We start from the raw sequence: 25,189 nt of genomic DNA on the forward strand, positions 1-25,189 counted from the left end.
GGTTTTCTCCACGTTGAGGCACTCGGCCTCAAGCCTCGGCCGAAGCGCGCAGGCGATTCACGCGCTGGTTGTCCTTGCCCTGAACCAGTGGCGTCAGGGCAATATTGAATTCAATGTCTTTGTACGCATCGGCCTTCAGGGCGAGCGCGGCACCACCGGTTTTCTCCACCACGTGCGGAATCAGTTCTTCGCGTGTGGCATAGGCAAAGTCGTCCCAGATCAGCGGATCGCCTTCGATGTTGAATTGCGTCGTCAGCTTGCGGTGGCCATTGCTCGTGACGAAGAAGTGCACATGCGCAGGCCGGTTGCCGTGGCGGGCAAGCCCGTTCAGCAGTTGCTGCGTGGCACCTTGCGGCGGGCAGCCGTAGCCCACCGGCATCAGCGTGCGGAATTCATATTTGCCATCGGCACCGGTCCTGACCGCGCCGCGCAGGTTGAACGGGCTTTGCGCACCGGTCGGATCGAAATGCGAATAGAAGCCGTTCGAGTTCGCATGCCAGCACTCGACCACAGCGCCAGCCACCGGCTTGCCGTCGGCACCGGTCACCGTGCCGTGGATGATCAGTGGGCCTGCAGCCGGGTCCGGATCGATATCGATCCTGGACACGCCATCGCGTACCGTCGTGCCCGCAACGTACAGGGGACCCTCAATCGTGCGCGGCGTGCCACCGTTGATGCCAAGTGCCTCGTCCGCAGCGTCCATGCGGATATCGAGATACTTCTCCAGGCCCACACCTGCAGCCAGCAATGCGGCCTCGCCGTCTTGGCCGAGCTTGTTCAGATAGTTGATACCTGCCCACACTTCATCGGGCGTGATATCGAGGTCGTCGATGGCCTTGAACAGGTCGGCCAGCAAACGATGGGTGATCTGCTTCAGGCGGGCGTTGCCCTCCTTGCCGTCCAGATTGGTGGCGGCCTTCAGCAGGTCCTGCACTTCTTTCGTTTGGAATACGCGCGCGTTCATGATGGGTGTCTCCACGTGGTTTTCTGGGGGGAATGTCTCAGGCGTCATTGCCGTGAACTGACGAGGGGTGACGGCACAGCGGTGTTACCGAAATCTCCATGTACGGAAACAGCGGCAGCGCCGTCAGGATGTCGTGCAGTTCGGCATTGCTCTGCACGTCGAAGACGCTGACGTTCGCGTACTCGCCAACCAGGCGCCAGATGTGGCGCCACTTGCCGCTGCGCTGCAGATCTTGCGAATAGGCTTTCTCGCGCGCCTTGATCTCGTTGGCGACATCGGCGGGCATGTCGGCCGGCAGGCGGACATCCATGCGGACGTGGAACAGCATCGTGGTCTCCTTGGTGGGGTGTCGAGGTCTGGTTGTTCTTATTGGCGGCGCAGGCGCGCCAGCTTGTCGCGGTCAATCTCGATGCCCAGGCCGGGGCCGGTGGGCACCTGCAACATGAAATCGCGGTATTGCAGCGGCTCGGTCAGCAGTTCTTGCGTGAGCAACAAGGGGCCGAACAGCTCGGTGCCGAACTGCAGCTCGCCAAAGGTGGAAAACACGTGGGCTGACGCTGCCGTGCCAACGGCCCCTTCGAGCATCGTTCCGCCGTACAGGCCGATGCCTGCAAGCTGCGCGATGGCGGCTACCTGCATGGCCGGCACGAGGCCGCCGGATTGCGCGATCTTCACGGCAAAGACGTCGGCGCTGGCAGAGCAGGCCAACTCAAATGCATCCAGCGGACCATGCAGCGCTTCGTCGGCCATCATCGGCACGGCGAACTGGCGGGCGAGGCGCTCCAGCGCGGCGCGGCTTTCTGCGCGCACCGGTTGTTCAATCAGGTCGATGCCGCCGGCCTGCAACGCGGCGATGCCGTTGGCGGCATCAAGCTCGCTCCAGGCCTGGTTGACGTCCACGCGCACGCTCACGGCGTCGCCCAGGGCGCGCTTGATGGCCAGCACGTGGGCCACGTCGTCTGCCACCGGGCGCAGGCCGATCTTCAGCTTGAAGATGCGGTGACGGCGCTCAGCCAGCATCGCCTCTGCCTCGGCAATGTCCTTCTTCGTGTCGCCGCTGGCGAGCGTCCAGGCCACCGGCAGCGCATCACGCAGGCGGCCGCCGAGCAGCTCCGACAGCGGCACGCCGAGCCGGCGGGCCTGCGCATCCAGCAGCGCCGTTTCCAGCGCGCACTTGGCAAAACGGTTGCCCTGGATGGTCTTTCGCACCTTGGCCATGGCAGCCGCGACATTGCGGGCCTCCGTGCCGATCAGCAGCGGCGCGATGTGCGTATCGATGTTGACCTTGATGCTCTCGGGGCTCTCTTCGCCGTAGTTGAGGCCGCCAATGGTGGTGGCCTCGCCCCAGCCTTCGATGCCGTCTTCGCAGCACACATGCACGAGAACGAGCGTCTGCGTGTGCATGGTGGCGACGGACAGTTTGTGCGGACGGATGGTGGGCACATCCACTAGAATGGCCTCGATCGAGCGAATCATGTTTTCCAGGTATCAGAAGAACTGCTATCAACGTGGAATCCAGATTACTCAGCGCGATTTATTGCGTCCAACACCGATTTAGTATCAGTTTCATACCCATCAGGTATAAAAATGGAGCTGCGCCACCTTCGCTATTTCGTTGCCGTTGCTGAAGAGCTGAACTTCACGCGTGCAGCTGAACGGCTGCACATCGCGCAGCCGCCACTCTCGAGGCAGATTCAGCAGTTGGAAGAAGAAGTCGGCGTGCTGCTGTTCGAGCGCGGCAGCCGCCCGCTCAAGCTCACCGAAGCCGGCCGCTTTTTCCACGCGCACGCGCGGCAATTGCTCGCGCAGACCGCAGAACTTGCCTCGATGACGCAGCGCGTGGGTCAGATCGAGCGGCGCATGTCCGTCGGCTTCGTGGCTTCGACGCTGTATGGGATGCTGCCGAAGGTCATCCGGCGTTTTCGGGCGGAGTACCCGATGGTCGATCTGACCATGCACGAGATGACGACCATGGACCAGATTCAGGCGCTCAAGGACGGCCGCATCGACGTCGGGTTCGGCCGCATCCGCTATGAAGACCCGAACGTGCGGCGCATCCTCCTGCGCGATGAGCGGTTGATCGTCGCGCTGCCGTCAGGCCATGCGCTGCTGGACGGCAGGACGACCGCATCCCTGCGCGACCTTGTCGGCGACACGCTCATCATCTATCCACGCACACCGCGTCCGAGCTATGCGGACCAGGTGCTCGCCCTCTTCCACGATCGCGCCCTGGAACCCAGCAAGATCTACGAGGCACGGGAATTGCAAATCGCCCTGGGGTTGGTCGCCGCAGGCGAAGGTGTATCAGTCGTGCCGCGCAGTGTGGCGGGCTTGCGGCGCGAAGATGTCTGCTACATGGAACTCGACGATCCGCAATTGGTCTCGCCCATTATCTTCAGCACGCGACTGCTCGACGAGTCTGAAGACATCCGTGCCATGCTGGCACTGACGTATCGGCTGTATGACGAGCAGAAGATCCCGTATTACGCACCCTCGTAAGGCTTGCAATGGCGGCCCCAAAGTTACAAGCCGCTGGACACGACGGCCGCATGAGCTAGATTGAAGCAAGGCGCCCGTCCGCCTGCGATTGGAGCGCAAGCGAGTGAAAAGAATACGCCGCCCCATCATCAAGTTGGCCCTCGTCGGGGCGCTGTTGCTTGCGATAGCTGCCTTGCTTGTCGCTCGTGAATTTCGCACCTCTGCTTGGCAAGCCCACTACTTTGCGCAGCTGGCGAAATCGCAGACCTTTCCTGTCAAACCGGGGCCGAACAATTCGGCCCGCTACCCGAACTCCGGCCCCTACGACCAGCGGCTCGGTTATCACGACCTTCCGACCTTTCTGGACCGCCTGCGCTCGCGCGGCTACATCGTCGCTCAGCAGGGCGTGCCATCCAGCGAGATGGTCGCGCGAATGGACAGCGGCATGAATCCGCCCTATCGCGAAAAAGACCAGGCGGGGCTGGAGTTGCTGGACGACGATGGCAGCCCGATCTACCACGTGCGGCACCCCGAACGTGTGTATGACAGTTTTGCGTCGGTGCCGCCGCTGCTGGTCGACTCGCTGCTCGCCATCGAGAACCGCACGCTGTTGCAGACCGAATACCCCAAACGCAATCCGGCCGTGGAGTGGTCGCGCCTGGCGCGCGCCGTGTGGGATCGCGCCCTGCACGTCGTCAACCCGGCGCATGAATCGCCCGGGGGCAGCACGCTCGCTACGCAAATCGAGAAGTACCGCCACTCGCCGGAAGGCCGCACCGATTCCCCCAGCGAAAAGCTGCGCCAGATGGCCTCCGCATCCGCCCGCGCCTATCTGAACGGCGAAGACACCACCGTCACGCGCCACCAGCTTGCAGTCGACTATCTGAACACCGTACCGCTGGGCGCGCGCGCCGGGTTTGGCGAGATTCAAGGGATTGGCGATGCGCTGTGGGTCTGGTACGGACGCGACTTCGCACAGGTGAATGCGTTGCTCTCGGCCAACTCAGCCGCGCCGCTGGCAGACCGTGCGCTGGCATACAAGGAGGCGCTGAGCTTGCTCGTATCGCAGCGGCGCCCGTCGTACTATCTTGAGAATCTCGATGAACTGGAAACGTTGACCGATGCGTACCTGCGCGTGCTGGCCGTATCCGGCGTGATTCCGCCAGCGCTGCGCGATGCGGCCATTGCGCAATCGCTCAAGCAGCAGGCCCTGAACACGCGCGTGCCGCCTCCGCCCATCGAGCACAAGGGGACAAACGCCGTACGCGTCAACCTGGCGGGCATGCTGGGCATCTCGCGCATGTACGCGCTTGACCGGCTCGACCTGACCGCCAGCAGCACGCTCGATGCGCCGTTGCAGCGCGATATCTCAACTGAGCTGCGCAAGCTGCGCGACCCGGCGCACGCCAAGGCCGCCGGCCTCGTCGGCGACATGATGCTGGAGCGCGGCGACCCGCGCGGCGTGACTTACAGCTTCACGCTCTACGAACGCGCGCCCGGCGGCAACCGGGTGCTGGTGCAGGCCGACACGTTCGACAAGCCGTTCGACATCAACGAAGGCGTCAAGCTGGATCTGGGCTCAACGGCCAAGCTGCGCACGCTGGTGACGTATCTCCAGATCGTGGCCGAGCTGCATAAGCGCTATGCCGACCAGCCTGCGGCGGCGCTGCGCAAGATCAACATCCCCGTGCAGAACCCGATCGAGCGCTGGTCGGTCGACTACCTCGCCCATACGCAAGACCGGTCGCTCAAGGCGATGCTCGATGCATCGATGGAGCGCAAATATTCCGGCAACGCCGGCGAATGGTTTGCCACCGGCGGCGGCATGCAGAGCTTCGAGAACTTCGAGAAATGGGAAGGCACGCAGAACTTCACGGTGCGCGAGGGGCTCAAGCACTCCGTCAATCTGGTGTTCGTGCGGATCATGCGTGACATCTCGCGCTACTTTCAGCATCAGTTGCCCAACGCCGGCGCCGAGGCGTTGACCAACCCGGACTCCCCGCAGCGGCAGGTCTACTTGCAACGCTTTGCCGACCGCGAAGGCAAGCTGTTCATGGGCCGGTTCTACACAAAGTACAAGGGCAAGACCGACCAGGAGCGCGAAGCCATTCTCGTGCAAAGCACCCGCGCCACACCGGTGCGACTAGCCACGATCTACCGCAGCATCGACCCGGAAGCCGGTCCGGGCAAGCTCGCAGCGTTCATCCGCAGCTACCTGCCAGGCGCAAAGCTGGATGAGGCCGAACTCACCAATCTGTATGAGAAGTATTCCGTCCAACGTTTCGACCTGGCCGACCGCGGCTACATCGCACGACTGCATCCGCTGGAACTCTGGCTGGTGGCGTACCTGCGGACCCATCCTCAAGCCACGCTCGCGCAGGTGAACGAGGCGAGCGCCGATGAACGCGTGTCCGTCTACAAATGGCTGCTGCAATCGCACCGCAAAGCCGCGCAAGACAAGCGCATCAAACAGATGCTGGAGATTGAAGCGTTCCAGCAGATTCATGCCATGTGGAAGCGGCTGGGGTATCCGTTTGAATCGCTGGTGCCGTCATACGGCACGGCCATCGGCGCATCGGCAGACCGGCCGGCATCGCTGGCGGAGCTGATGGGCATCATCGAAAACGACGGCATCCGCCTGCCCAGCGTGCGTATCGACCGCCTGCGCTTCGCCGCCGACACGCCTTATGAAGTCATGCTTTGCCGCGACCCCAGCGCTGGAGAACGCGTGCTGCCGCCCGAGATTCCACCCCTGGTCAAATCCGCGCTGGCCGGCGTCGTCGAAGGTGGCACCGCCAAGCGAATCTCCGGAACGTTCGTCCAGAAGGATGGCAAACCCATCGCCATCGGCGGTAAAACCGGCACCGGCGACAACCGCTTCAAAACCTTCAGCCGCGGCGGTGGCCTTATCTCGGAGCGGGTCGTCAGCCGCTCCGGCGCCTTCGTCTTCTATTTGGGAGACCGTTACTTCGGCACCGTCGTGGCCTACGTAGCCGGCGCAGACGCGGCCAAGTACAAATTCACCAGCGCACTGACGGTGCAAGTGCTAAAAGTCCTGGCGCCCACGCTGATGAACCACCTGAACCTGCAAGACGAGGCGCCAGCCTTCAACTGCAAGATGCCGCAGGCCACGGCACCGGAACAAAAGCTGGATTGACCATCAACGCAAAGACCGCTGCAACCAGATCGCCCCCGCGCAAACCAACGCCACTGCCGCGCCCCAGGCAAACAAATCCCCCACAGCCAACAACGTCGCCTGCCGATCAATCTCCGCCGAGATGCGAATCAACTCAGAACCCTGCAACGGATGCGGCCACTGCCAGGCCGGCGTCAGCGCGCTTACGTGCCCCACCAGGTCAGTGCGATGCTGCGCCTGTCCGCGCTGCAGCAACAACGTGGCCCCCATCGTCCCAAACGCCTGCGCCCAAGCCCGCATGATTCCCTTGAACTGGTAGGCATGGCCAAAATCCTTGGCGGGCAAATCCACGTAAGACAGCCCCGCCACCTGGATCACCACAAACATCCCCACCATGCCTTCTATCATGAACCCCGGCACCACCGCCGCCACCGAAGCCCCCGGCATGGCTACACGCGACATCCACAGCAGAGCAGTCGCCATCAGCACAAAACCGATGGAGATCAGCACGCGCTTGGTCGGCAGCACGTTCGTCAACTGAAAGTTCAGGATGCCCAGCACCACCGTCACCAGGCCGCCCAGGCTCATCAATTGCGCGGTGGTCTCGTAACGGAAGCCCAAACCGTTCTGCAGCAGGCTCGACGAGAGAAACCCCCAGGCGCTCGCAAACATGTAATAGATGGCGTAGAAGACCATGCCCATCAGGAAGCGCCGCTGCAGCGTCGCCCGTAAATCGACCCACGGCAACGGATGGCCAGTCTGGCGAATACCGATCCAGATGATGAGCGCCACCACCGCAATGATCGGCACCACCTGCGCGGGCGACCCATCCGGATGAATGAAACGCGCCTGCTGGAAACCGTGCAGCGCAATCAGCGCCGCGAGCCCGAACGCGATGGCCGAGGGCCAGTCGAGCGAGGCGAAATCGCCCTTGCGCTCGTGCATCTTCGGATGCGGATAGAACGCCGCCACCAGCCCGCACACTACAACGGCCACCAGCAACTGCGCGACGAAGATGGCGCGCCAGCCGAATTGCTCCGTGAGCGCCGCCGAAAGCATCGGTGACACGCAACTCAGTCCGAAGATGCCGTAGATCATGCCCTTCATCATCGTGCGGCGTTCGTGCACGGGGCTGTGCTGCACAAAGATGCGCGAAGTGGACAACATCGGCCCGCCGCCAAACCCCTGCACCGCCCGCCCGACGATCAGCATCGTGCCGCCCTCGGCCGCCGCGCACATCAGCGTGCCGACGATGAACACCAGAAGCGACAACAGCGTGTGCTTCCGGTATGTCATGTGATCGGCCAGCCGCCCCATCACCAGAATCGCCAGGCTGGCCGCTGCCGCATACGCCGTTACGGCCCAGAGATAGACATCCTGTGATGCAAGCACCCCGCCTTCGATATGCGGCCCGGCAATCGAGAACATCAGGTTGGACATGTAGTCCACGCCCGTCGCCAAGCCAATCACCATGCCCACCATGCGCAATTCCATCCGGCCGCCGACGGTCGATGCGGCGGCGGGTTTGCGCGGTGCGGACGGCGGAGAAACCATGTGGTCTGTGCTTGGCGTGTTCATGCAAGGATGGTAATTTGCCTCGAAACCGGCGGAAATCGCCTGCCAACAAATTCATTGTTCAACTATGCGAACGACGGACTGGAACGACTGGGACACTTTCTGCACCGTGGCCACGCTCGGCAGCTTCACGCGCGCGGCCGATCGGCTGGGGTTGCCCAAGTCGTCTGTCAGCACGGCGGTGTCACGGCTCGAAGGCAAGATGGGCGTGCGCCTTTTCGAGCGCAGCACACGCCGCCTGCGCCTGACCGATGCCGGTGAAGCCCTGCTGCGCGACGCGGGCCCATTGTTCCAGCGGCTGCGCGAAGTGTCGGAAGACGCGGCAGCGACGTTCCAGTCACCCGCGGGCACCTTGCGCATTGCCATGCCGTATGAGTTTGCCGCCAAGCAGCTCGCCGAGGTGGTGCTGGAAGTCATGCGCGAGCACACCGGCTTGCGCATCGAGGTGGACGTCGCGCCGCGCCAGATCGACCCGCTCGCCCAGGGCTACGACATCATGCTGACGGTGCCGCGTGGCCCGTTGCCTGATTCCGGCCTCGTCGCTCAGCGCGTCTTTGATTTGCGGCGCGCCGTGGTCGTCGCCCCGCAACTGCTGGAACGCCTCGGGCCGCTCACCCACCCAGACCAACTCGCCGATTGGCCCTGCCTCGGCACCTCGAACGAAGCCGAATGGCAGTTCCGCACGCCCGGCGGCGAGACGATCAATCTGCCCCTGGACTTCCGCATGCGCACCTCCAACAGCGAACTGCGCATGCAGGCCGCCATTGCAGGCCTGGGTGTCGCCCGCATCACCTCTGTGTTCGCTACCGACCTGATCGCTTCGGGCGCGCTGCAGGAGGTGCTGACAGACTTTCAATCCCCGCCGATGCGCGTGTATGCCGTCTTCCCGGGCCGCCGCCTGATGCCCGCCAAGGTCAAAGTGTTTATGGACGCCCTGCACCGCCGCATAGAGCATTCCCGCCAGCACACCGACATGCGGCCCACCTTTGTGGACGAAGCTGCCGCGTCCTGGCCGCCTGAGTCGCTGCTCTGACTTTCAATCTTTCCTTTTTATCTACGCAAAGCCATGCGCCCGTTTACCAAACTCCCCGTTTTGATTGCCGCGCTCGCTCTGAGCACCGTTGGCTGCTCTCGCGCCGAAGACATCGGCAGCGTCAGCACCAATTTCCGCATCACGGGCTCCGACAAGATCGTCATCGAAGCCTTTGACGATCCGCTTGTGCAGGGCGTGACCTGCTATGTCTCGCGGGCGCGCACCGGCGGCATCAAGGGCTCGCTGGGCGTGGCCGAAGACGTGAGCGAAGCCGCCGTGGCCTGCCGCCAGGTCGGTGACATCAGCTTCGTCAAGCCGCTGCCGCAGCAGGACGACATGTTCACGCAGCGCCTGTCGCTCGTCTTCAAGACGCTGCACGTGGTGCGCACGGTCGATCGCAAGCGTAATGTGCTGGTCTATCTGACGTATTCAGACAAGGTCATTTCGGGCAGCCCGAAGAACAGTGTGACGGCGGTTCCGATCCCGGCCAGCCAACCCATTCCGGTGAAGTGAGGCGCAAGACGTATAGAAAAGCGGTGCTAGCACCACATTGGTGCGGGGCAACGCAAGCGTGGTGGCCGAGCAACGGTAGACGGCGCAAAAGGGGTGCATACGTAAGCCTACGTATGGTGCATTGCATCATCTGGTGTATGATCAGGGTATTCCCTAACCGGGATTTCCCTAAGAGGCCAATCATGCAAAACACGAACGACCTGAAGCTGACCGATCAACTCGAACGCGAACTGATCGAGCGCGAAATGTCCGAAGGTATCTACTACTATCGCCGTCCGAGCGGCCAATCGTTCTCGTTCGCCCAGTTCTTCTCGGCAATCGCGAACCTGTTCGGCACGCACCGCACCGCCAAGGCCTAACCCGCCACGCTATTGTTGATGGGCGTGTGCCCAAGCTAGCTGTATGCAGCAATCGCAGTTGCAGTAGCACCGTGCGCCGGCCGTGTGTCATCACACCCGCCGCCACACCCGCCAGGTCATGACCGCCTGGTGCCAATCGAGGGCCGGATTCCGGCCCTTTGTCATTTCTGCGGCATTTGTTTGGTTTGTCTGCGTGCCGCAGCATCGGCCTTTCTCCTCCGACCGGTTCACCGCGCTGCGGTTGTCTTCTGGTTCGCCTGTGCTTTACTGAGTAGAGCCGCGACCACCGATATCGAGACCACGCGCACGTCTTCGTAGCAAGGAAGGCGCACAGCATGGCACCCGGCGCCCATCCCCCAAGGAGACTCCCATGGCGATCAGCCTCAAGCTGTCGGTCAACGGTGCGCCTGTCACCGTCAGTGTCGAACCTCATACCCTGCTAGTCCAATTGCTGCGCGAAAACTTGCGCCTGACCGGCACGCACGTCGGCTGCGATACCGCGCAATGCGGCGCCTGCACCGTGCATATGAACGGGCGCGCTGTGAAGTCCTGCAACATCCTGGCCGTGCAGGCTGAGGGCACCGAGGTGACCACCATCGAAGGCCTGTCGAAAGACGGCGCGCTGCACCCGATGCAAGAAGCCTTTCGCCAATGCCACGGCCTGCAATGCGGCTTCTGTACACCCGGCATGGTGATGGCGGCCACGGCGCTGGTCGCGCAACACCCGCATCCCGATGAACACACGGTGCGCGAGCAGCTCGACGGCAATCTTTGCCGCTGCACGGGGTATCACAACATCGTGCGTGCGGTGATGCACGGTGCCGAAGCCATGGCTGAGGCTGAGGGCGACGATGCCTCCCTGCAAAGCCTGGCCGCGGCGCGCGCCCACGCTGCCTGACCCCGCGAGGAGACCACCATGAACGCTCCCGCAGAACCCAACAACCACCTGATCGGTGCGTCCGTCAAACGCAAGGAAGATTTCCGCTTCCTGACGGGCGCCGGACAGTACACGGACGATGTCGTCCAGGCCCACCAGTCGTACGCGGTATTCCTGCGCTCGCCGTATGCGCATGCGCGCATCAAGCACATCAATGCGGATGCCGCACGCAACCATCCGGGCGTGCTGGCCGTGCTCACAGGCGACGACCTGGCCGCCGACAAGGTGAACGGACTGCCGTGCGGCTGGCTCATCCACAGCATTGACGGCACGCCGATGAAGGAGCCGCCCCACCCTGTGCTCGCGCAAGGCAAAGTGCGCCACGTGGGTGATCAGGTCGCGCTGGTGGTGGCTGAATCGGTGAAGATCGCCAAAGACGCCGTCGAGATGATCGACGTGGAATACGACGAACTGCCTGCCGTGGTCGACACCGCCACCGCAGATACCGCCGGCACCGCCGTCCACGACGACGTTCCCAACAACACCTGCTACACCTGGGGCCACGGCGACAAGGCCTCGACTGACGCAGCCTTCGCCAAGGCCGCGCACGTGACACAGCTCGACATCGTCAACAACCGGCTGATTCCGAATGCGATCGAACCGCGCGCCGTCAATGCCAGCTATTCGCGCCAGGACGACAGCTACACGCTTTACGTCGCCAACCAGAACCCGCACGTGGAGCGCCTGCTGATGTCGGCGTTCGTGCTGGGTCTGACCGAAGCCAAGGTCCGCGTGATTGCGCCGGATGTGGGCGGCGGGTTCGGCTCGAAGATCTTCCTGTACCCGGAAGACGTTGCGCTTACTTGGGCATCGAAGAAGGTCGGCCGGCCGATCAAGTGGACGGCCGAGCGGTCCGAATCCTTCCTGACCGACGCGCATGGCCGCGACCACGTTACACGTGCGGAACTGGCGCTCGATGCGCAGGGCAATTTCCTCGCCATGCGCGTGCATACGACGGCCAACATGGGCGCATATCTGTCGACGTTTGCCAGCAGCGTGCCGACCATCCTGTATGCGACGTTGCTTGCGGGCCAGTACAAGACGCCGGCCATCTATGCCGAGGTGAAAGCGGTATTCACAAACACCGCGCCCGTCGATGCGTATCGTGGTGCCGGCCGGCCCGAGGCGACGTATGTGGTCGAGCGCCTCGTTGAAACTGCCGCGCGCGAGCTGCAAGTCGACCCGGCTGAACTGCGACGCCGCAACTTCATCCGCACCTTCCCCTATGCCACACCGGTTGGCCTGACCTATGACACGGGCGACTACGAACCGTGCCTGGACCGCGCCATCGAACTCGCCGATGTGAAAGGCTTTGCGGCCCGACGCGATGCATCGCGCGCCAAAGGTCGCCTGCGCGGCATGGGCTACTCCTGCTACATCGAGGCGTGCGGCCTGGCGCCGTCGAACATTGCGGGGGCGTTGGGCGCGCGGGCGGGCCTGTTTGAAGCCGGCGAAATTCGCGTGCACCCGACGGGCTCCGTCACGGTCTTCACCGGCTCGCACAGCCACGGCCAGGGCCACGAGACGACGTTCGCGCAAGTGGTGGCCGATCGCCTGGGCGTGCCCATCGACAACATCGAGATCGTGCACGGCGACACCGGGCGCATCCCGTTCGGCATGGGCACGTACGGCTCGCGTTCGATTGCCGTGGGCGGCTCGGCCATCATGAAGGCACTCGACAAGATCGAAGCCAAAGCCAAGAAGATCGCCGCGCATCTGCTGGAGGCGTCGGCGGAGGACATCGAATTCAAGGATGGCGTCTTCCGCGTGGCCGGCACAGATCGCACCAAGACCTTTGGCGAAGTGGCGCTCACGGCGTACGTGCCGCACAACTACCCGCTCGACAAACTCGAACCGGGGCTGGACGAAAACGCCTTCTACGACCCGACCAACTTCACCTACCCGGCGGGCGCGTACATCTGCGAAGTGGAAGTCGACCCGGATACCGGCGAAGTCCACATCGACCGCTTCGTCGCGGTGGACGATTTCGGCAACATCATCAACCCGATGATCGTCGAGGGCCAGGTGCACGGCGGGCTTGGCCAGGGCATCGGGCAGGCGCTGCTCGAAGCGTGCGTGTACGACGAAAATGGCCAGTTGCTGACCGGCTCGTACATGGACTACGCCATGCCGCGTGCCAACGACCTGCCCAGCTTTACGGTGGAGACCGCAAAGGGCACGCCGTGCACGCACAACCCGCTGGGCGTCAAAGGCTGCGGTGAGGCGGGCGCGATCGGATCGCCGCCGGCCCTGATCAACGCCATCGTCGACGCGCTTGCGCCGCTGGGCGTGAAGGACATCCAGATGCCAGCAACGCCGCATCGTGTCTGGCAAACCATTCAAGCGGCCAAGGCCTAGGCAGAGGAGCGAACCATGTACGACTTCGAGTACCAGAAAGCCACCGACGCCCAGACCGCCGTCACCGCGCTGAAGACGCACACCGACGCCAAATACCTGGGCGGCGGGCAGAGCCTGCTGGCAGCGATGAAGCTGCGGCTGGCGCAGCCGTCTACGCTGGTGGATGTCACGCGCATTCCGGGCATGTCCGGCATTCGCACACAACCCGGTGTGATTACGGTGGGTGCAGCCACACGCCATGCCGATGTGGCGGACAACGCGGACATCGCCCGCATGCTGCCCGCGCTGGGGGAACTGGCCGGTGGCATCGGCGACCGCCAGGTGCGCGCGATGGGCACGCTCGGCGGGTCGCTTGCCAACAACGACCCGGCGGCGTGCTACCCGGCCGCGGTGCTGGGCCTGAACGCGACCGTGGTCACCGAGCGGCGCAACATCGCGGCGGACGATTTCTTCCTCGGCATGTATGAGACCGCGCTGGCTGCGGACGAACTCATCACCGAGGTGCAGTTTCCGGTGCCGGACCAGGCGGCCTACGTGAAATTCCGCAACCCGGCGTCGCGCTTTGCGCTGGTGGGCGTGTTCGTCAGCCGCAAGGGCAGCAACGTGCGTGTGGCGGTCACGGGTGCGGCGCCGTGCGTGTTCCGTTGCACGCCGCTTGAGCAGGCGCTGGCAGCCAGCTTTACAGCAGAAGCCGCACGCAAGGTGGTGGTGCCCGCCGACGATCTGGTGGGCGATCTGCATGCCTCGCCGGAATATCGGGCGCACCTCATTCCGGTATTGACAGCGCGCGCGGTTGAGCAGGCATTGGCGCACCATCACTGAGCACACCGCCAAGGAACGGCATGCCGGTCGATTCCATCGACAACTGCATCGCGCAACTGCAAGGCCAGGGTTATTTCGCCAGCCGTGAGCTGGCCACGGCCTTGTTTCTTGCATTGCGCATGCAGCGGCCGCTGTTTCTGGAAGGCGAACCCGGCGTCGGCAAGACCGAGCTGGCGAAGGCGGCGGCCGGGCTGCTCGGCACGTCGCTGCTGCGGCTGCAGTGTTACGAAGGGCTCGACACCGCCAGCGCGCTCTATGAATGGGATTACCCGCGCCAGATCATGGCGCTGCGCCTGGCCGAGGCCGCCGGTGAGAAGCCACGCGCCGACACGCTCTACCGCGATGAATTCCTCCTCAAGCGCCCGTTGCTGCAGGCGCTGCTGCCCGACACCGCCCATCCCGACACACCGCGCGTTCTCCTGATCGACGAGATCGACCGCGCAGATGAACCCTTCGAGGCTTTTCTGATGGAGCTGCTGTCCGACTTCCAGGTGTCGATTCCGGAGTTCGGCACGGTACGCGCGCAGGTGATTCCGCTGGTCATCATGACGTCCAACCGCACGCGCGAGGTGCATGACGCGCTCAAGCGGCGCTGCCTGTATCAATGGATTGGCTACCCGGATAAGGCACGAGAGCTGCAGATCGTGGCGCAGCGCGCGCCCGAAACCGCTGCCCGCCTGCAGCAGCGTGCGGTCGATTTCGTGCACCGCCTGCGCGGTATCGACCTGTTCAAGGCGCCGGGCATTGCCGAAGCCATCGACTGGTGCCGCGCCTTGGCGGCGCTGAACGTGACCGAGCTTGATCCGCAGTCCGTGCAGGACACGCTGGGCGTGCTGCTCAAGTACCAGGACGACCTGGCGCGCGTCGATACGCAAACCATCGAGCAACTGCTGGCCGCGCCTGCGCTGCCGGAGTAAGGCATGCACGCGACATTGCCAACGCAGGTCCCGATGCTGGCGCGCAACGTGACGCATTTCGTGCGGCTGCTGCGCAACGCCGGCATGCCGCTGGCGCCCTCGCGCGCCGTGGATGCCATCGAAGCCCTGAGCCATATCGACATTGGCCGCCGCGACGACGTAAAGGCCGCGCTCTCTGCCCTGCTCGTTTCGCACCCCGACGAACGCACGCTGTTCGATGCGGCCTTCAACGTGTTCTGGCGCGATCCGGATTGGGAAGGCAAGCTGCGCGCCCTGCTGCTGCCCAAGGTGCGTGGCGGCATTCCCGCAGCGCGCAGCAACCGCCTGGCCGATGCCCTGCGCGCGCAACCGTCGACCAACCTTCCGCCGGGACCGAAGCCCGATGGCGAACGCCATGACATCGTGGCGCCGCTGGCGTTCTCTGCAAACGAAGCCTTGCGCACGCGTGATTTCGACACGCTCAACGCTGCGGAATGGCGCACGCTGCAACACATGATCCGCCGCCGGCGCGTCCATCTGGCGCAGGAGCGCACGCGCCGGCTCAAAGCTGCTTCGCGCGGGCGCCATCCAGACCTGCGTGCGACCGCCCGCCAGGCCGTGCGCGCCGGCGGCGAATGGACCGGGTGGAAATACCGCCAACCCGTCGATCGCACACCGCCGCTGGTGCTGCTGCTCGATATCTCGGGCTCGATGAGTCGTTATTCCCGGGCCGTGCTGTATTACTGCCATGCGCTGGTGCAGTCCCGCGAGCGCATCCAGGCCTTCCTGTTCGGCACGCGGCTGACGAATGTCTCGCGGCAGTTGCGCGAGCGCGATCCGGATGTCGCCGTGCAAGCCATCGCGCAGCTTGTGCCGGACTGGTCGGGCGGCACGCGCATCGGCACAGCGCTGGCGGAATTCAATCGCCAATGGGCGCGCCGCACGCTGTCCGGCCGTGCCACTGTCCTGCTCGTGACGGATGGACTCGACCACGAGCACATCGACCTGCTCGACACCGAGATGGCGCGCCTGGCGCGCTTTGCCCATCGCATCGTCTGGCTCAACCCGCTGCTGCGCTTTGCCGGATTTGAGCCGCGGGCACGTGGTGTGCGGGCCATCCTGCCGCATGTCGATGTGATGGTGCCAGCGCACCATTTCGACAGCCTGGCTGCGCTGGAGCACGAATTGGCGCATGCTCGCCGCACGCGCACCCCCGCCCCCAACCTCAGCCCCATCGACCGCGCCATGGAACTGACCCAGACCCATCTCCTGCCCGTTCCCCTCCAGACCGCCTGGGACGCGCTGAACGACCCAGCCGTGCTGCAACGTTGCATTCCCGGCTGCGAGAGCATCACCGCCGCCGAGGAAAGCGCCAACCCCGCCTACGATGTCGCCATGACCGCCACCGTCGGGCCCGTCAAGGCGCGCTTCAAGGGACGCATGGAACTGGCCGACGTGGCGCCGCCGCGCAGCTACACGCTGCATTTCGACGGCCAGGGCGGCGCAGCCGGCTTCGGCAAAGGCAGCGCGCAGGTGCAACTCACACCCGAAGGCCCCACGGTCACGCGGCTTTCTTACATGGCAACCGCGCAGGTGGGCGGCAAGCTTGCGCAAATTGGCTCGCGGCTCATCGACGGTGCCGCACGCAAGCTGGCTGACGAGTTCTTCCAGCGTTTTGCGGCAGAGTTCGGCCCCGCAGATACGGCTGTCGCCGACGGACATGCCGCGCCGCCCGTCGACGGCATGCCGGCCACGCAGGCAATTCCCGACCTCGCGGCCGGCCAACTCCAGGCCCACGGTGCACCGCCGGGCGCCGCACCCAACGTCAGCCCCGCGCTGCAGCCGCGTAACCCTTGGCCGTGGATTATCGTGGGGCTGGTGGCCGTGGCGGCCGCCTACCTGTTTTTGCACCACGGGGCATAATCGGTGCATCCCCGCAACAAAACCATCAAGCGCGCGAAAGCGCAGCCAACGCATCATGGACAGCGTCGATCTTGAAGTCTTGAAAACCAGCGTGCGCTGGCTGGAACAGGGGCGGCGTGTGCTGCTCGTCACGGTGGTCAAAACGTGGGGCTCGTCGCCACGGCCCGAAGGCGCAATGCTCGCGCTGCGCGATGACGGCGTGGTCATCGGCTCGGTTTCAGGCGGCTGCATTGAAGACGACCTCATCAACCGCGTGCGCCGTGAAGGGCTGCATTACACCAAGCCCGAAGCCGTCAAATACGGCATCAGCGCTGAAGAAGCGCACCGCTTTGGCCTGCCCTGCGGCGGCACGCTGCAACTCGTGCTGGAGCCCCTGAACGCCTCCAGCGGGATCGAAGCGTTGCTGCGGGCCGTGGAAGCCGGTCAGCTCGTCGCGCGCACGCTGGACATGGCGACCGGCGCCTCGACGCTGCAGCACGCTACCGTCACCGATGGCCTGCAGTTTGACGAAGTGCGCCTCGTGACGATTCACGGGCCGCGCTACCGGATGCTCGTCATCGGCGCGGGACAGCTCTCGCGCTACCTGTGCCAGATCGCCGTGGGTCTGGACTACCAGGTCACCGTCTGCGACCCGCGCGAGGAATACAGCGAAGAGTGGTCGATCCCTGGCGTGGCCATGGTCCGCACCATGCCCGACGATACGGTGATGGCCATGAAGCTCGACGAGCGCTGCGCCGTCATCGCCCTCACGCACGACCCCAAGCTCGATGACCTCGCGCTCATGGAGGCGCTCAAGACGCCGGCCTTCTACGTCGGCGCGCTCGGCAGCCGCCGCAACAACGCCAACCGCCGGGAGCGGCTGAAGGAATTCGATCTGAGCGATGCCGAGTTGGCGCGCCTGCATGGCCCGGTCGGAATCTACATCGGCAGCCGTACGCCGCCGGAAATCGCCATCTCGATCCTGGCCGAAGTCACGGCTGCCAAGAACGGCGTGTCGCTGCCGACCATCCTGCAAGTCGAGGGCGCCAAGGCCGCGCGCGAGATTGCTGCCAATGCCACGTCGAGCTGCGCAGTGCCGCAAACTTGAGTCAACCCTCTGATGGAATGGGGTGCTGAAAGGCACCTGAAAGGTTACATTCTTATAAATCGCTGATTGTGCGCAGGTTTCGGCCGCATCGCGTCACGCGAATCTTGCGGCCCGCGAACCCCGTTTCGTGTGCGCGGCTTCATCTGGCACGATTTGCCCCTCCCTGCCTCGAGCGTGCTGCCGATACGCGCCTCGCCGGTGCGGCAGCGGCAGTGTTGTTTGCAAGCGGGTTGGTCGCCCGTTTTGCCACCCAAGGGATTCAAGTTTTCTCGCATGAGTATTTTGCTAACCGGTGCGACCGGGTTCGTAGGCGGCGCCATTGCCGCCAATCTGGCAGCCAAAGGTTTGCTGGCCGACACACGCTTTGCCGTGCGCGGTGACACGCCCGCAGAAGGGTTGGCGCGGCTGCGCAGCAACCTGCGCCGCTTCGAGTTTGCACAGGGCACGCTGGACGGCATTACGGAATCGCAGATCGTGCCGTTCGACCTGCGAGACGCGGGTGCCGCCAAGCTGGGCGATCCGGAAATCATCATCAACTGCGCGGCGCTGGCAACGTTCTCAAACCATCCGTCGCTGTGGGAAACCAACGTGGAGGGCGTGCTGGCGCTGGGCCGACTGGCGGCGCAGGGCAAACGCCTGAAGCGATTCCTGCAGATCGGCACGGCCATGTCGTGCGGCCAGTTGGCGGATCGCCATGTCAGCGAAAGCTGGGATGTCCCCCCGCTGGAGCAGCACGCGGTGCCTTACACGTATTCCAAGGGCATGGCCGAGCTGAAGCTTCGCGAAGACGTGCCCGAACTGCCATTGGTGGTGGTGCGGCCGTCCATCGTGGTGGGTCATAGCACGCTGGGGTGTGAGCCCTCGGGCAGTATTTTCTGGATGCTGCGCATGGTGGCGCTGCTGGAGACATTCAGCTGTCGCTTGTCCGACCGCGTCGACATCCTGCCCGTGGACGACTGCGCCGAGGCCATCGTGCAGTTGTCGACCAAGCCCACGCTTGCGCACGACCTGTATCACATCAGTGCCGGCGACGCGAACTCCGAGCGCATCGAAACGCTGTACCCGCGCTTCAAGCGTTGCAAGACGCCGGAAGAAGATGCCCAGGCGCTGGCCGGCTACGTGTATCAGGAAAAAATCGCCGAGAAAGCTTTGGCGCGTAAATTCCTGAGCCTGACGGGCGACGGCAACGTGCGACTGGTCGCGCGCTGCATCCACCTGTATGCCAAGTTCGCCAGCATGAGCTACGTGTTCGACAACACGCGGCTGGTGCAGGAGACCGGCTTTCAGCCGCGCTCCCTGCTCGCTTACCTCGACCGCTGCCTCGAAACGTCGGACGCCGTGCCGATCCCCGAGCAGATGCAGTGGGACTATAAGTAGCCGTCCGGCTTCCCGGGCTCGCACGGCGTGTCATGGCGCCGTGCTATAACCATCGGCGCCCTTCACCAAGACTCCGGTCTACACAACAAGGAGCCGCCGATGACGCTGCAAGCCATCGCCCATCTCAATGTCGCCACGCTGGTGGATTCGTTCATCAGCCTTGCCTCGGCCTTTGCGCTTGGGTCGCTGATCGGCTTCGAGCGGCAGGTCAGACAGCGGACTGCAGGGCTGCGCACCAACGCGCTGGTGGCGGTGGCGGCATCGGCATTCGTCGACATGGCCGCGCAGATCGGCACCGCATCGGACACCACCCGCGTGATCGCTTATGTGGTTTCGGGCGTCGGCTTTCTGGGTGCCGGCACGATCATGAAGGAAGGGCTGAACGTGCGCGGCCTGAACACCGCCGCCACGCTGTGGGGCTCGGCGGCTGTGGGTGCGGCGGCAGGCTCCGATCTTGTTGGCCAAGCCATTCTGATTACGCTGTTCGTGCTGGCCTCCAACATCCTGCTGCGGCCCGTGGTGGACCGCATCAACCGCACGCCGCTGGACAATCAGGCCAGCGAAGTCACGTACACGATGTGCGTCATCTCCACGAGCGAGCGCCAGAAAGAAGCGCTTGCCGATCTGGAACGTCTGCTCGAAGAAGCCAGCTACCCGATCAGCGATCTGTCAGTCGAACCCTTTGGCGACGACCACGTAGAAATTGAAGCCATGCTGATGTCGACTGCGGTGAATGCCGCCGAGCTGGATCGCATCGTCACCGCGCTGCAATCGCAGCCGCACATTGCTCAGGCCTTCTGGAACCCGAGCACGACGGAATAAGCGGGTCAACGCGCGGGTCAAAGCTCCTGGCTCGCCGCTAGCGCAAAGATCTTCGCCCAGCGCCTCGCTTCGTGGCGGTTGCGCATCGGGATCGACCAATCTGCCTGCGCCTGATGCTTCAGGCGCAGCGCCAGCGTCCAGGCACCTTCGCGTTCAACCGCATCGGCGCCGGCAATATCGGCGAAGAGAAAGCGCGCGCTTTGCCCGTGCAACTGCAGCGTCCCGCGTTTCTGTTCGGCATCGACCGCGACCTGCCCCCAGCTTGCGCTGAGCGACACGATCCGCTGCCCTTTCACGTTCACGCCATGAACGGCACGGTAACGCCGGATGAAGGTGATGACTGCGCCGGCCAGCAGCGCCACGGCAAGCAGCACCGCCGCGCTGCCCGCCAACGCGCCGTAAGTTGCGGCAACCCCCGCATACAGCCGGACTGCGCCATAAATCAGCAGACCAACCAGCGCGAGCGCGGCAATGATGAACGGCATGAGGCGACTCCTTGAATGGACCAGTCGGTTATATCAACCGAAACGGCGCTCAAGGCAAGTCTTTAGCGTGCCCCGTGCATCGACGGGGCCAACATCAGGCGAGGCGGAACGCAGCGATGGCGGCGTTCAAGGCCTGGGCCTGCTCCTCCAGCGATTCAGCCGCTGCTGCAGCCTGCTCGACCAGCGCAGCGTTCTGCTGCGTGGCTTCGTCCATCAACGTGACGGCCTTGTTGACCTGTTCGATGCCGGAGCTTTGCTCGTTCGAGGCGGCGGCGATTTCGCCCATGATGTCGGTCACGCGGCGGATGGACGACACGATGTCTTCCATCGTGCTGCCCGCGCGCTCGGCCAGTGCGCTGCCGGTCTCGACCTTGGACAGCGACGCCTCGATCATTTCCTTGATTTCCTTGGCGGCTGCGGCACTGCGCTGCGCGAGGTTGCGCACCTCACCGGCCACCACGGCAAAGCCACGGCCTTGTTCGCCGGCGCGAGCGGCTTCCACGGCAGCGTTGAGTGCAAGGATGTTGGTCTGGAACGCAATGCCGTCAATCACGCCGATGATTTCCGACACCGTGCGCGACGACGCGCTGATCTCGCGCATGGTCGCCACCACATCGGTCACCACGGCTCCGCCCTGGCTCGCGACTTCCGATGCGCTATCGGCCAGTTGGCTGGCCTGGCGCGCGTTGTCGGCGTTCTGGCGCACGATGGAAGTCATCTCTTCCATGCTCGAAGCAGTTTCTTCCAGCGAGCTGGCCTGCTCTTCCGTGCGTTGCGACAGGTCTGCATTGCCCGCGGCAATCTGCTTGGTGGCGGCGCCGATGGATTCGGAGCCCGTGCGTACGCGGCGCACGGTATCGGTCAGCGCGGTCTGCATGCGAGCCAGGCCTTCGAGCAAACGGCCCATTTCGTCGTGACGGTCGATGCGCACGGGCTGCGTGAGATCACCGGCGGCAATGCGGTCGAACTGGGCCAGCGCAGCGTTTAGCGGCTCCACAATCGCACGCAGCAACGACCATGCGCACCAAAGCGCGACCACGAGGGCGACGAGAATGGCCGCCGTCACGATCACGCGAAAACGCGCGTAGGCCTCCTGGGATTCGTCGTAGTTGGCCTTGGAGAAGCCGAGCTGCTTCTTGCTCAATGCGAGGCTTTTGTCGTTGGAATCGCGGAAAGCGTTGGACACGCGCTTTTCCATGATGCCGTCGGCCGTCGCACGGTCGCCCGCGCGCAGCGCCTTGATGATGTCCCGCAGGCTGCCCGCCGCGGCTTCACGCGTGGTGGCGACCTCCTTGGCCAGGCGATCCTCTTCTTCACTGCGGGGCAGCGTCAGGTATTTTTTCCACGCTTCATCCGAGCGTGCGATCAGCTCTTCGGTACGATCGAGCAACTTCATCGCGCCCTTGTCGTTCGGATACAGCATGGCCTTGTCGAGGGCCGTGCGGGCGCGCGTGAGGCTCAGATCAGACTCGCCAAGCGCGAGCGCAGACGGAAACTGATTGGTGAAGGTTTCCTCGTGCGCATGGTTGGCGCCACGCAGGCCGAGCAGGCCAGCCACGCCAATCAGCAAGGCAAGCAGAAACAGAATGGAAACCGAAAGCACCAGGCGGGTGCGGATGGTCAGGCGAGCGGACATGGGCGCGGCGAGAGTGGTGTGCGCGGCTCTTCACGCGGGCGCGACCATCGCGCCGGGCGGCCGGCTACCTCAGCACTATCGGCCGCGGAATCGATCAACTTAAGGGCGGAGAGGCGAATACATCGCTGCAGCCCGCCTCGTCTTGGGCAGTTTCGTGATTGCCGAGTGCCCGTTGGAGGACGTGCCGATCACCCGGTTCGGTGCCGAAACACAGTACTGGGCCGAACCGCATGCGAATGTGCGGCGGCTGGCCATCATGGAAACGGCGAGTGAGGCGCAGAGCTACATCAGCAATAGGTACAAGGCGACAACCCTGAACCTGCCGCCATCACATCACCCGTCGTACGAATACGCGCGCCGATGCCGCACAGCCTCAGCGAGTATGTCGAGCACTGGCTCAGTCTGCGTCCAGCTCAGGCACGCGTCGGTGATCGACACGCCGTACTTGAGCGGCACACCCGGCTTCAGATCTTGGCGGCCCGCTTCGAGGTGGCTTTCGACCATCACGCCGACGATCCGGTGCTCCCCCTGCGACAACTGCCGCGCGAGATCCTGCGCAACCTCGATCTGCCGTTCATGCGATTTGTTTGAATTCGCGTGCGAGCAGTCGACCATCACCTGTTCACGCAACTTTGCCGCGCGCAGCGCCGCGCAGGTCGCCTCGATGTGCGCGCTGTCGTAGTTCGGCCCGCTCTTGCCGCCGCGCAGGATCACGTGCGCGTCGTCATTGCCGCGCGTCTCGAAGATCGCGGCCATGCCCATCTTGGTCATGCCCATGAACGCATGGCTGGCGCGCGCCGCAATGATTGCGTCCGACGCAACCTGCACGCCGCCGTCGGTGCCGTTCTTGAAACCGATCGGGCAACTCAGGCCCGACGCGAGCTGTCGATGGCTCTGGCTTTCCGTCGTGCGCGCGCCGATCGCGCCCCACGCGATGAGGTCCGCGATGTATTGCGGGCTCAGCAGATCAAGAAATTCCGTCGCGGCAGGCAGACCGAGCGCGTTGACGTCGAGCAGCAGTTGCCGCGCAGCGCGCAGCCCTTCATTGATACGGAAGCTGCCGTCCAGGCGCGGGTCGTTGATGTACCCCTTCCAACCGACCGTCGTGCGCGGCTTCTCAAAGTAGACGCGCATCACGATCAGCAGGTCGTCCTTCAGTGCATCAGCCGCAGCCTTGAGGCGGCGCGCGTAATCGAGCGCCTGGTCGTGATCGTGGATCGAGCACGGCCCGACGATGAGCAGCAGCCGGTCGTCGCGGCCGTGCAGGATGTTGCCGATGGCCCGTCGGGTGTCTTCGACGAGCGTCTGCGTATCGGCCGGCACCGGCAGCTCATCCAGCAGCAGCGCCGGGGAAATAAGCGGACGCACCGCGCCGATGCGGGTGTCGTCGATGCGCGTCGTGTCTTGCGTCGCGTCGGCGACGCCCACCTCGCGATCATGTGATGGATTGTCGAGGTTCTTCATTGTGATCTCCGAGGGACTTCAAATATGAATCGCGCGCCTGACGTCAATGGCGCGCCATCGCGCACTTAAGCGGCCTTGCCACCGCGCGCTTGACGATAGTCCTCAGCAAACTCAGCCCATTGCTTGAGCGACACGTCTTTGCCATGCGCCGCCAGCTTCAGGGCCGATTTGCGCCATGCCGTGCCGGCCGCGTAGTCCTGCACCTTTTCCACGAGATCCGTTCCATGCCGGCCGCAGCCGCGCAGATGGCACCACGCTGCCACGCGAGCCATGGTCTGCAGTGCATCGTCCAGGTTGGCGACCACGTTCTTGCCCGAGCCTAGCGCGACGCGATCGGCGGTCGGTTGCAGGCTTTTGACGACGTACGACTTCGGTTTCTCACCCTTGGCGCCGTAGACAACGCCGCGCAGCAGTGCTGGCGAAATGGCCTGCGAAATGCGCTGGATATCGACAACGCGCCCTGCCTCGCTACGCCAAGGGGCTACGCTGCAGGCGCTGCCCAGCACATCGTCCCAGACACTTGGGATGGAGAGCTTGATGTCGATCAGGCGCAGCGTGGCGGGGTCGTTTTCCGGGCGGGCGAGCACTGAATAGCGCTCAAGCCCGAGACTGCCTGTACCGGCAATCCGCCGGGCGACGTCGATGGCAATGAAACGCTGACCGTTGCCCTGCTGGCCATACGCCTGGAGGATGCGCCGTGCGCGGCGGGCCTCGTCCTTGCTGGCACGCAATGTGCGGCGCCCGTCAATGCGCAGCGAGATGCGGTTGCCGCTGCGCACGGTGCGCTGCGCCAGGTAGGCCGCACGGTTGCGCTTGCGCAAGGCACGCAGCAGATCGCGCACGATGCCCGTGGCGGTCGCCCGCTCGACCCAGCGCGGCTTACCGTCAACCAGCGCGGCCGCATAGGTGTCGAGAAAGCGCCGGCACAGGTTGTGAGCGTCTTCATCGGCCAGTTTCCAGCTGAAGGACGCCACCTGCAGGCTGGACAGCACCCGCACCAGATCGACCGTGAACGGCGCCGCCAGCGCTTCGTCAAAGTCGTTCATGTCGAAGTAGACGAGGCCGTTGTCGCCCTTGAAGCTGCCGAAGTTTTCAAGGTGCAGGTCACCGCAGACGAGCGTGCGGGGCGCGTCGTGCAGCAGCGCAGCATCGGCCAGCGACGCGGCATACAGGTTGTTGGTGCCGCGAAAGAATGAAAACGGGTCGGCGGCGATGGCATCCAGCTTGCGGGTGAGTCTTTCCGGATCACGCCCGGCGTTGTATTCAAGCAGGATGCGGGTGCTGTCATGCATGGTCACGGCCTCGTTGAAGTGCTTGGAGTGGA

Annotated in this window: 21 protein-coding genes and 1 pseudogene; 14 read left to right on the plus strand and 8 right to left on the minus strand. The window is 64.2% G+C overall.

Features of this window, described 5'->3' with window-relative positions; genetic code table 11:
* Positions 1–28: 28 nt before the first annotated feature.
* The 3 genes from catA to BG83_RS0105060 are packed head-to-tail and all read right to left on the minus strand — an operon-like array spanning position 29 to position 2,440.
* Entirely contained in the window at positions 29–964 is a 936-nt protein-coding gene (gene catA, locus BG83_RS0105050) for a catechol 1,2-dioxygenase (protein WP_024975698.1), read from the minus strand.
* 37 nt (positions 965–1,001) lie between these two features.
* Positions 1,002–1,292, minus strand: a complete 291-nt coding sequence (gene catC, locus BG83_RS0105055) for a muconolactone Delta-isomerase (RefSeq protein ID WP_024975699.1) — start codon at positions 1,290–1,292, stop codon at positions 1,002–1,004.
* 38 nt (positions 1,293–1,330) lie between these two features.
* Positions 1,331–2,440, minus strand: a complete 1,110-nt coding sequence (locus BG83_RS0105060; protein WP_024975700.1) for a muconate/chloromuconate family cycloisomerase — start codon at positions 2,438–2,440, stop codon at positions 1,331–1,333.
* Positions 2,441–2,551: 111 nt separating this feature from the next.
* Here BG83_RS0105060 and BG83_RS0105065 point away from each other — a divergent pair, with 111 nt between their 5' ends.
* Positions 2,552–3,463: a LysR family transcriptional regulator gene (locus BG83_RS0105065; protein ID WP_024975701.1), complete on the plus strand. Its 912-nt coding sequence runs from the start codon at positions 2,552–2,554 to the stop codon at positions 3,461–3,463.
* 103 nt (positions 3,464–3,566) lie between these two features.
* Positions 3,567–6,599 (plus strand): transglycosylase domain-containing protein, encoded by a 3,033-nt coding sequence (locus BG83_RS0105070; protein WP_024975702.1) that lies wholly within the window; start codon positions 3,567–3,569, stop codon positions 6,597–6,599.
* A gap of 3 nt (positions 6,600–6,602) precedes the next feature.
* Here the strand turns inward: BG83_RS0105070 and BG83_RS0105075 are convergent, their stop codons facing one another.
* A complete protein-coding gene (locus BG83_RS0105075) occupies positions 6,603–8,156 on the minus strand; it encodes an MFS transporter (protein WP_024975703.1) in 1,554 nt (517 codons plus the stop codon).
* Positions 8,157–8,220: 64 nt separating this feature from the next.
* Between BG83_RS0105075 and BG83_RS0105080 the strand changes: the two genes are divergently transcribed.
* From BG83_RS0105080 to BG83_RS0105135, 12 genes and pseudogenes are all read left to right on the plus strand, one after another.
* Positions 8,221–9,186: a LysR family transcriptional regulator gene (locus tag BG83_RS0105080; protein WP_024975704.1), complete on the plus strand. Its 966-nt coding sequence runs from the start codon at positions 8,221–8,223 to the stop codon at positions 9,184–9,186.
* Positions 9,187–9,219: 33 nt separating this feature from the next.
* The gene (locus tag BG83_RS0105085) at positions 9,220–9,699 is read left to right on the plus strand and encodes a CreA family protein (protein ID WP_024975705.1); all 480 of its coding nucleotides are present in this window, start codon (positions 9,220–9,222) and stop codon (positions 9,697–9,699) included.
* A gap of 182 nt (positions 9,700–9,881) precedes the next feature.
* Positions 9,882–10,058 (plus strand): hypothetical protein, encoded by a 177-nt coding sequence (locus BG83_RS29645; RefSeq protein WP_009238172.1) that lies wholly within the window; start codon positions 9,882–9,884, stop codon positions 10,056–10,058.
* Between the two features lie 370 nt (positions 10,059–10,428).
* Positions 10,429–10,956, plus strand: coding sequence for a (2Fe-2S)-binding protein (locus BG83_RS0105095; RefSeq protein WP_024975706.1), 528 nt, complete (start codon positions 10,429–10,431; stop codon positions 10,954–10,956).
* 18 nt (positions 10,957–10,974) lie between these two features.
* A complete protein-coding gene (locus BG83_RS0105100) occupies positions 10,975–13,353 on the plus strand; it encodes a xanthine dehydrogenase family protein molybdopterin-binding subunit (RefSeq protein ID WP_024975707.1) in 2,379 nt (792 codons plus the stop codon).
* A 15-nt stretch (positions 13,354–13,368) separates the two neighbouring features.
* A complete protein-coding gene (locus BG83_RS0105105; protein WP_024975708.1) occupies positions 13,369–14,175 on the plus strand; it encodes an FAD binding domain-containing protein in 807 nt (268 codons plus the stop codon).
* A 20-nt stretch (positions 14,176–14,195) separates the two neighbouring features.
* Positions 14,196–15,092 (plus strand): AAA family ATPase, encoded by an 897-nt coding sequence (locus tag BG83_RS0105110; protein WP_024975709.1) that lies wholly within the window; start codon positions 14,196–14,198, stop codon positions 15,090–15,092.
* Positions 15,093–15,095: 3 nt separating this feature from the next.
* Positions 15,096–16,326: pseudogene (locus BG83_RS27620) on the plus strand (vWA domain-containing protein).
* Positions 16,317–16,994: a CoxG family protein gene (locus tag BG83_RS0105120; protein WP_024975710.1), complete on the plus strand. Its 678-nt coding sequence runs from the start codon at positions 16,317–16,319 to the stop codon at positions 16,992–16,994. Before BG83_RS27620 ends, BG83_RS0105120 begins: the two are co-directional and overlap by 10 nt.
* Before the next feature lie 55 nt (positions 16,995–17,049).
* Complete coding sequence (locus BG83_RS0105125; protein WP_024975711.1) at positions 17,050–18,081, plus strand: XdhC family protein; 1,032 nt, start codon at positions 17,050–17,052, stop codon at positions 18,079–18,081.
* Between the two features lie 273 nt (positions 18,082–18,354).
* Positions 18,355–19,458, plus strand: coding sequence for an SDR family oxidoreductase (locus BG83_RS0105130; RefSeq protein ID WP_024975712.1), 1,104 nt, complete (start codon positions 18,355–18,357; stop codon positions 19,456–19,458).
* Between the two features lie 99 nt (positions 19,459–19,557).
* Positions 19,558–20,280, plus strand: coding sequence for an MgtC/SapB family protein (locus BG83_RS0105135; protein WP_080693648.1), 723 nt, complete (start codon positions 19,558–19,560; stop codon positions 20,278–20,280).
* Between the two features lie 17 nt (positions 20,281–20,297).
* On the opposite strand, the gene BG83_RS0105140 is transcribed toward BG83_RS0105135, so the two are convergent.
* From BG83_RS0105140 to BG83_RS0105155, 4 genes are all read right to left on the minus strand, one after another.
* Positions 20,298–20,765, minus strand: coding sequence for a hypothetical protein (locus BG83_RS0105140; protein WP_024975714.1), 468 nt, complete (start codon positions 20,763–20,765; stop codon positions 20,298–20,300).
* 94 nt (positions 20,766–20,859) lie between these two features.
* The gene (locus BG83_RS0105145) at positions 20,860–22,401 is read right to left on the minus strand and encodes a methyl-accepting chemotaxis protein (protein WP_024975715.1); all 1,542 of its coding nucleotides are present in this window, start codon (positions 22,399–22,401) and stop codon (positions 20,860–20,862) included.
* A 333-nt stretch (positions 22,402–22,734) separates the two neighbouring features.
* Positions 22,735–23,865: a 3-deoxy-7-phosphoheptulonate synthase gene (locus tag BG83_RS0105150; RefSeq protein WP_024975716.1), complete on the minus strand. Its 1,131-nt coding sequence runs from the start codon at positions 23,863–23,865 to the stop codon at positions 22,735–22,737.
* A 65-nt stretch (positions 23,866–23,930) separates the two neighbouring features.
* Entirely contained in the window at positions 23,931–25,157 is a 1,227-nt protein-coding gene (locus BG83_RS0105155) for a DUF2252 family protein (protein ID WP_024975717.1), read from the minus strand.
* Positions 25,158–25,189: the final 32 nt, after the last annotated feature.

This window comes from Ralstonia pickettii, from assembly GCF_000607165.1.
Classification (GTDB): Bacteria; Pseudomonadota; Gammaproteobacteria; order Burkholderiales; family Burkholderiaceae; genus Ralstonia; species Ralstonia holmesii.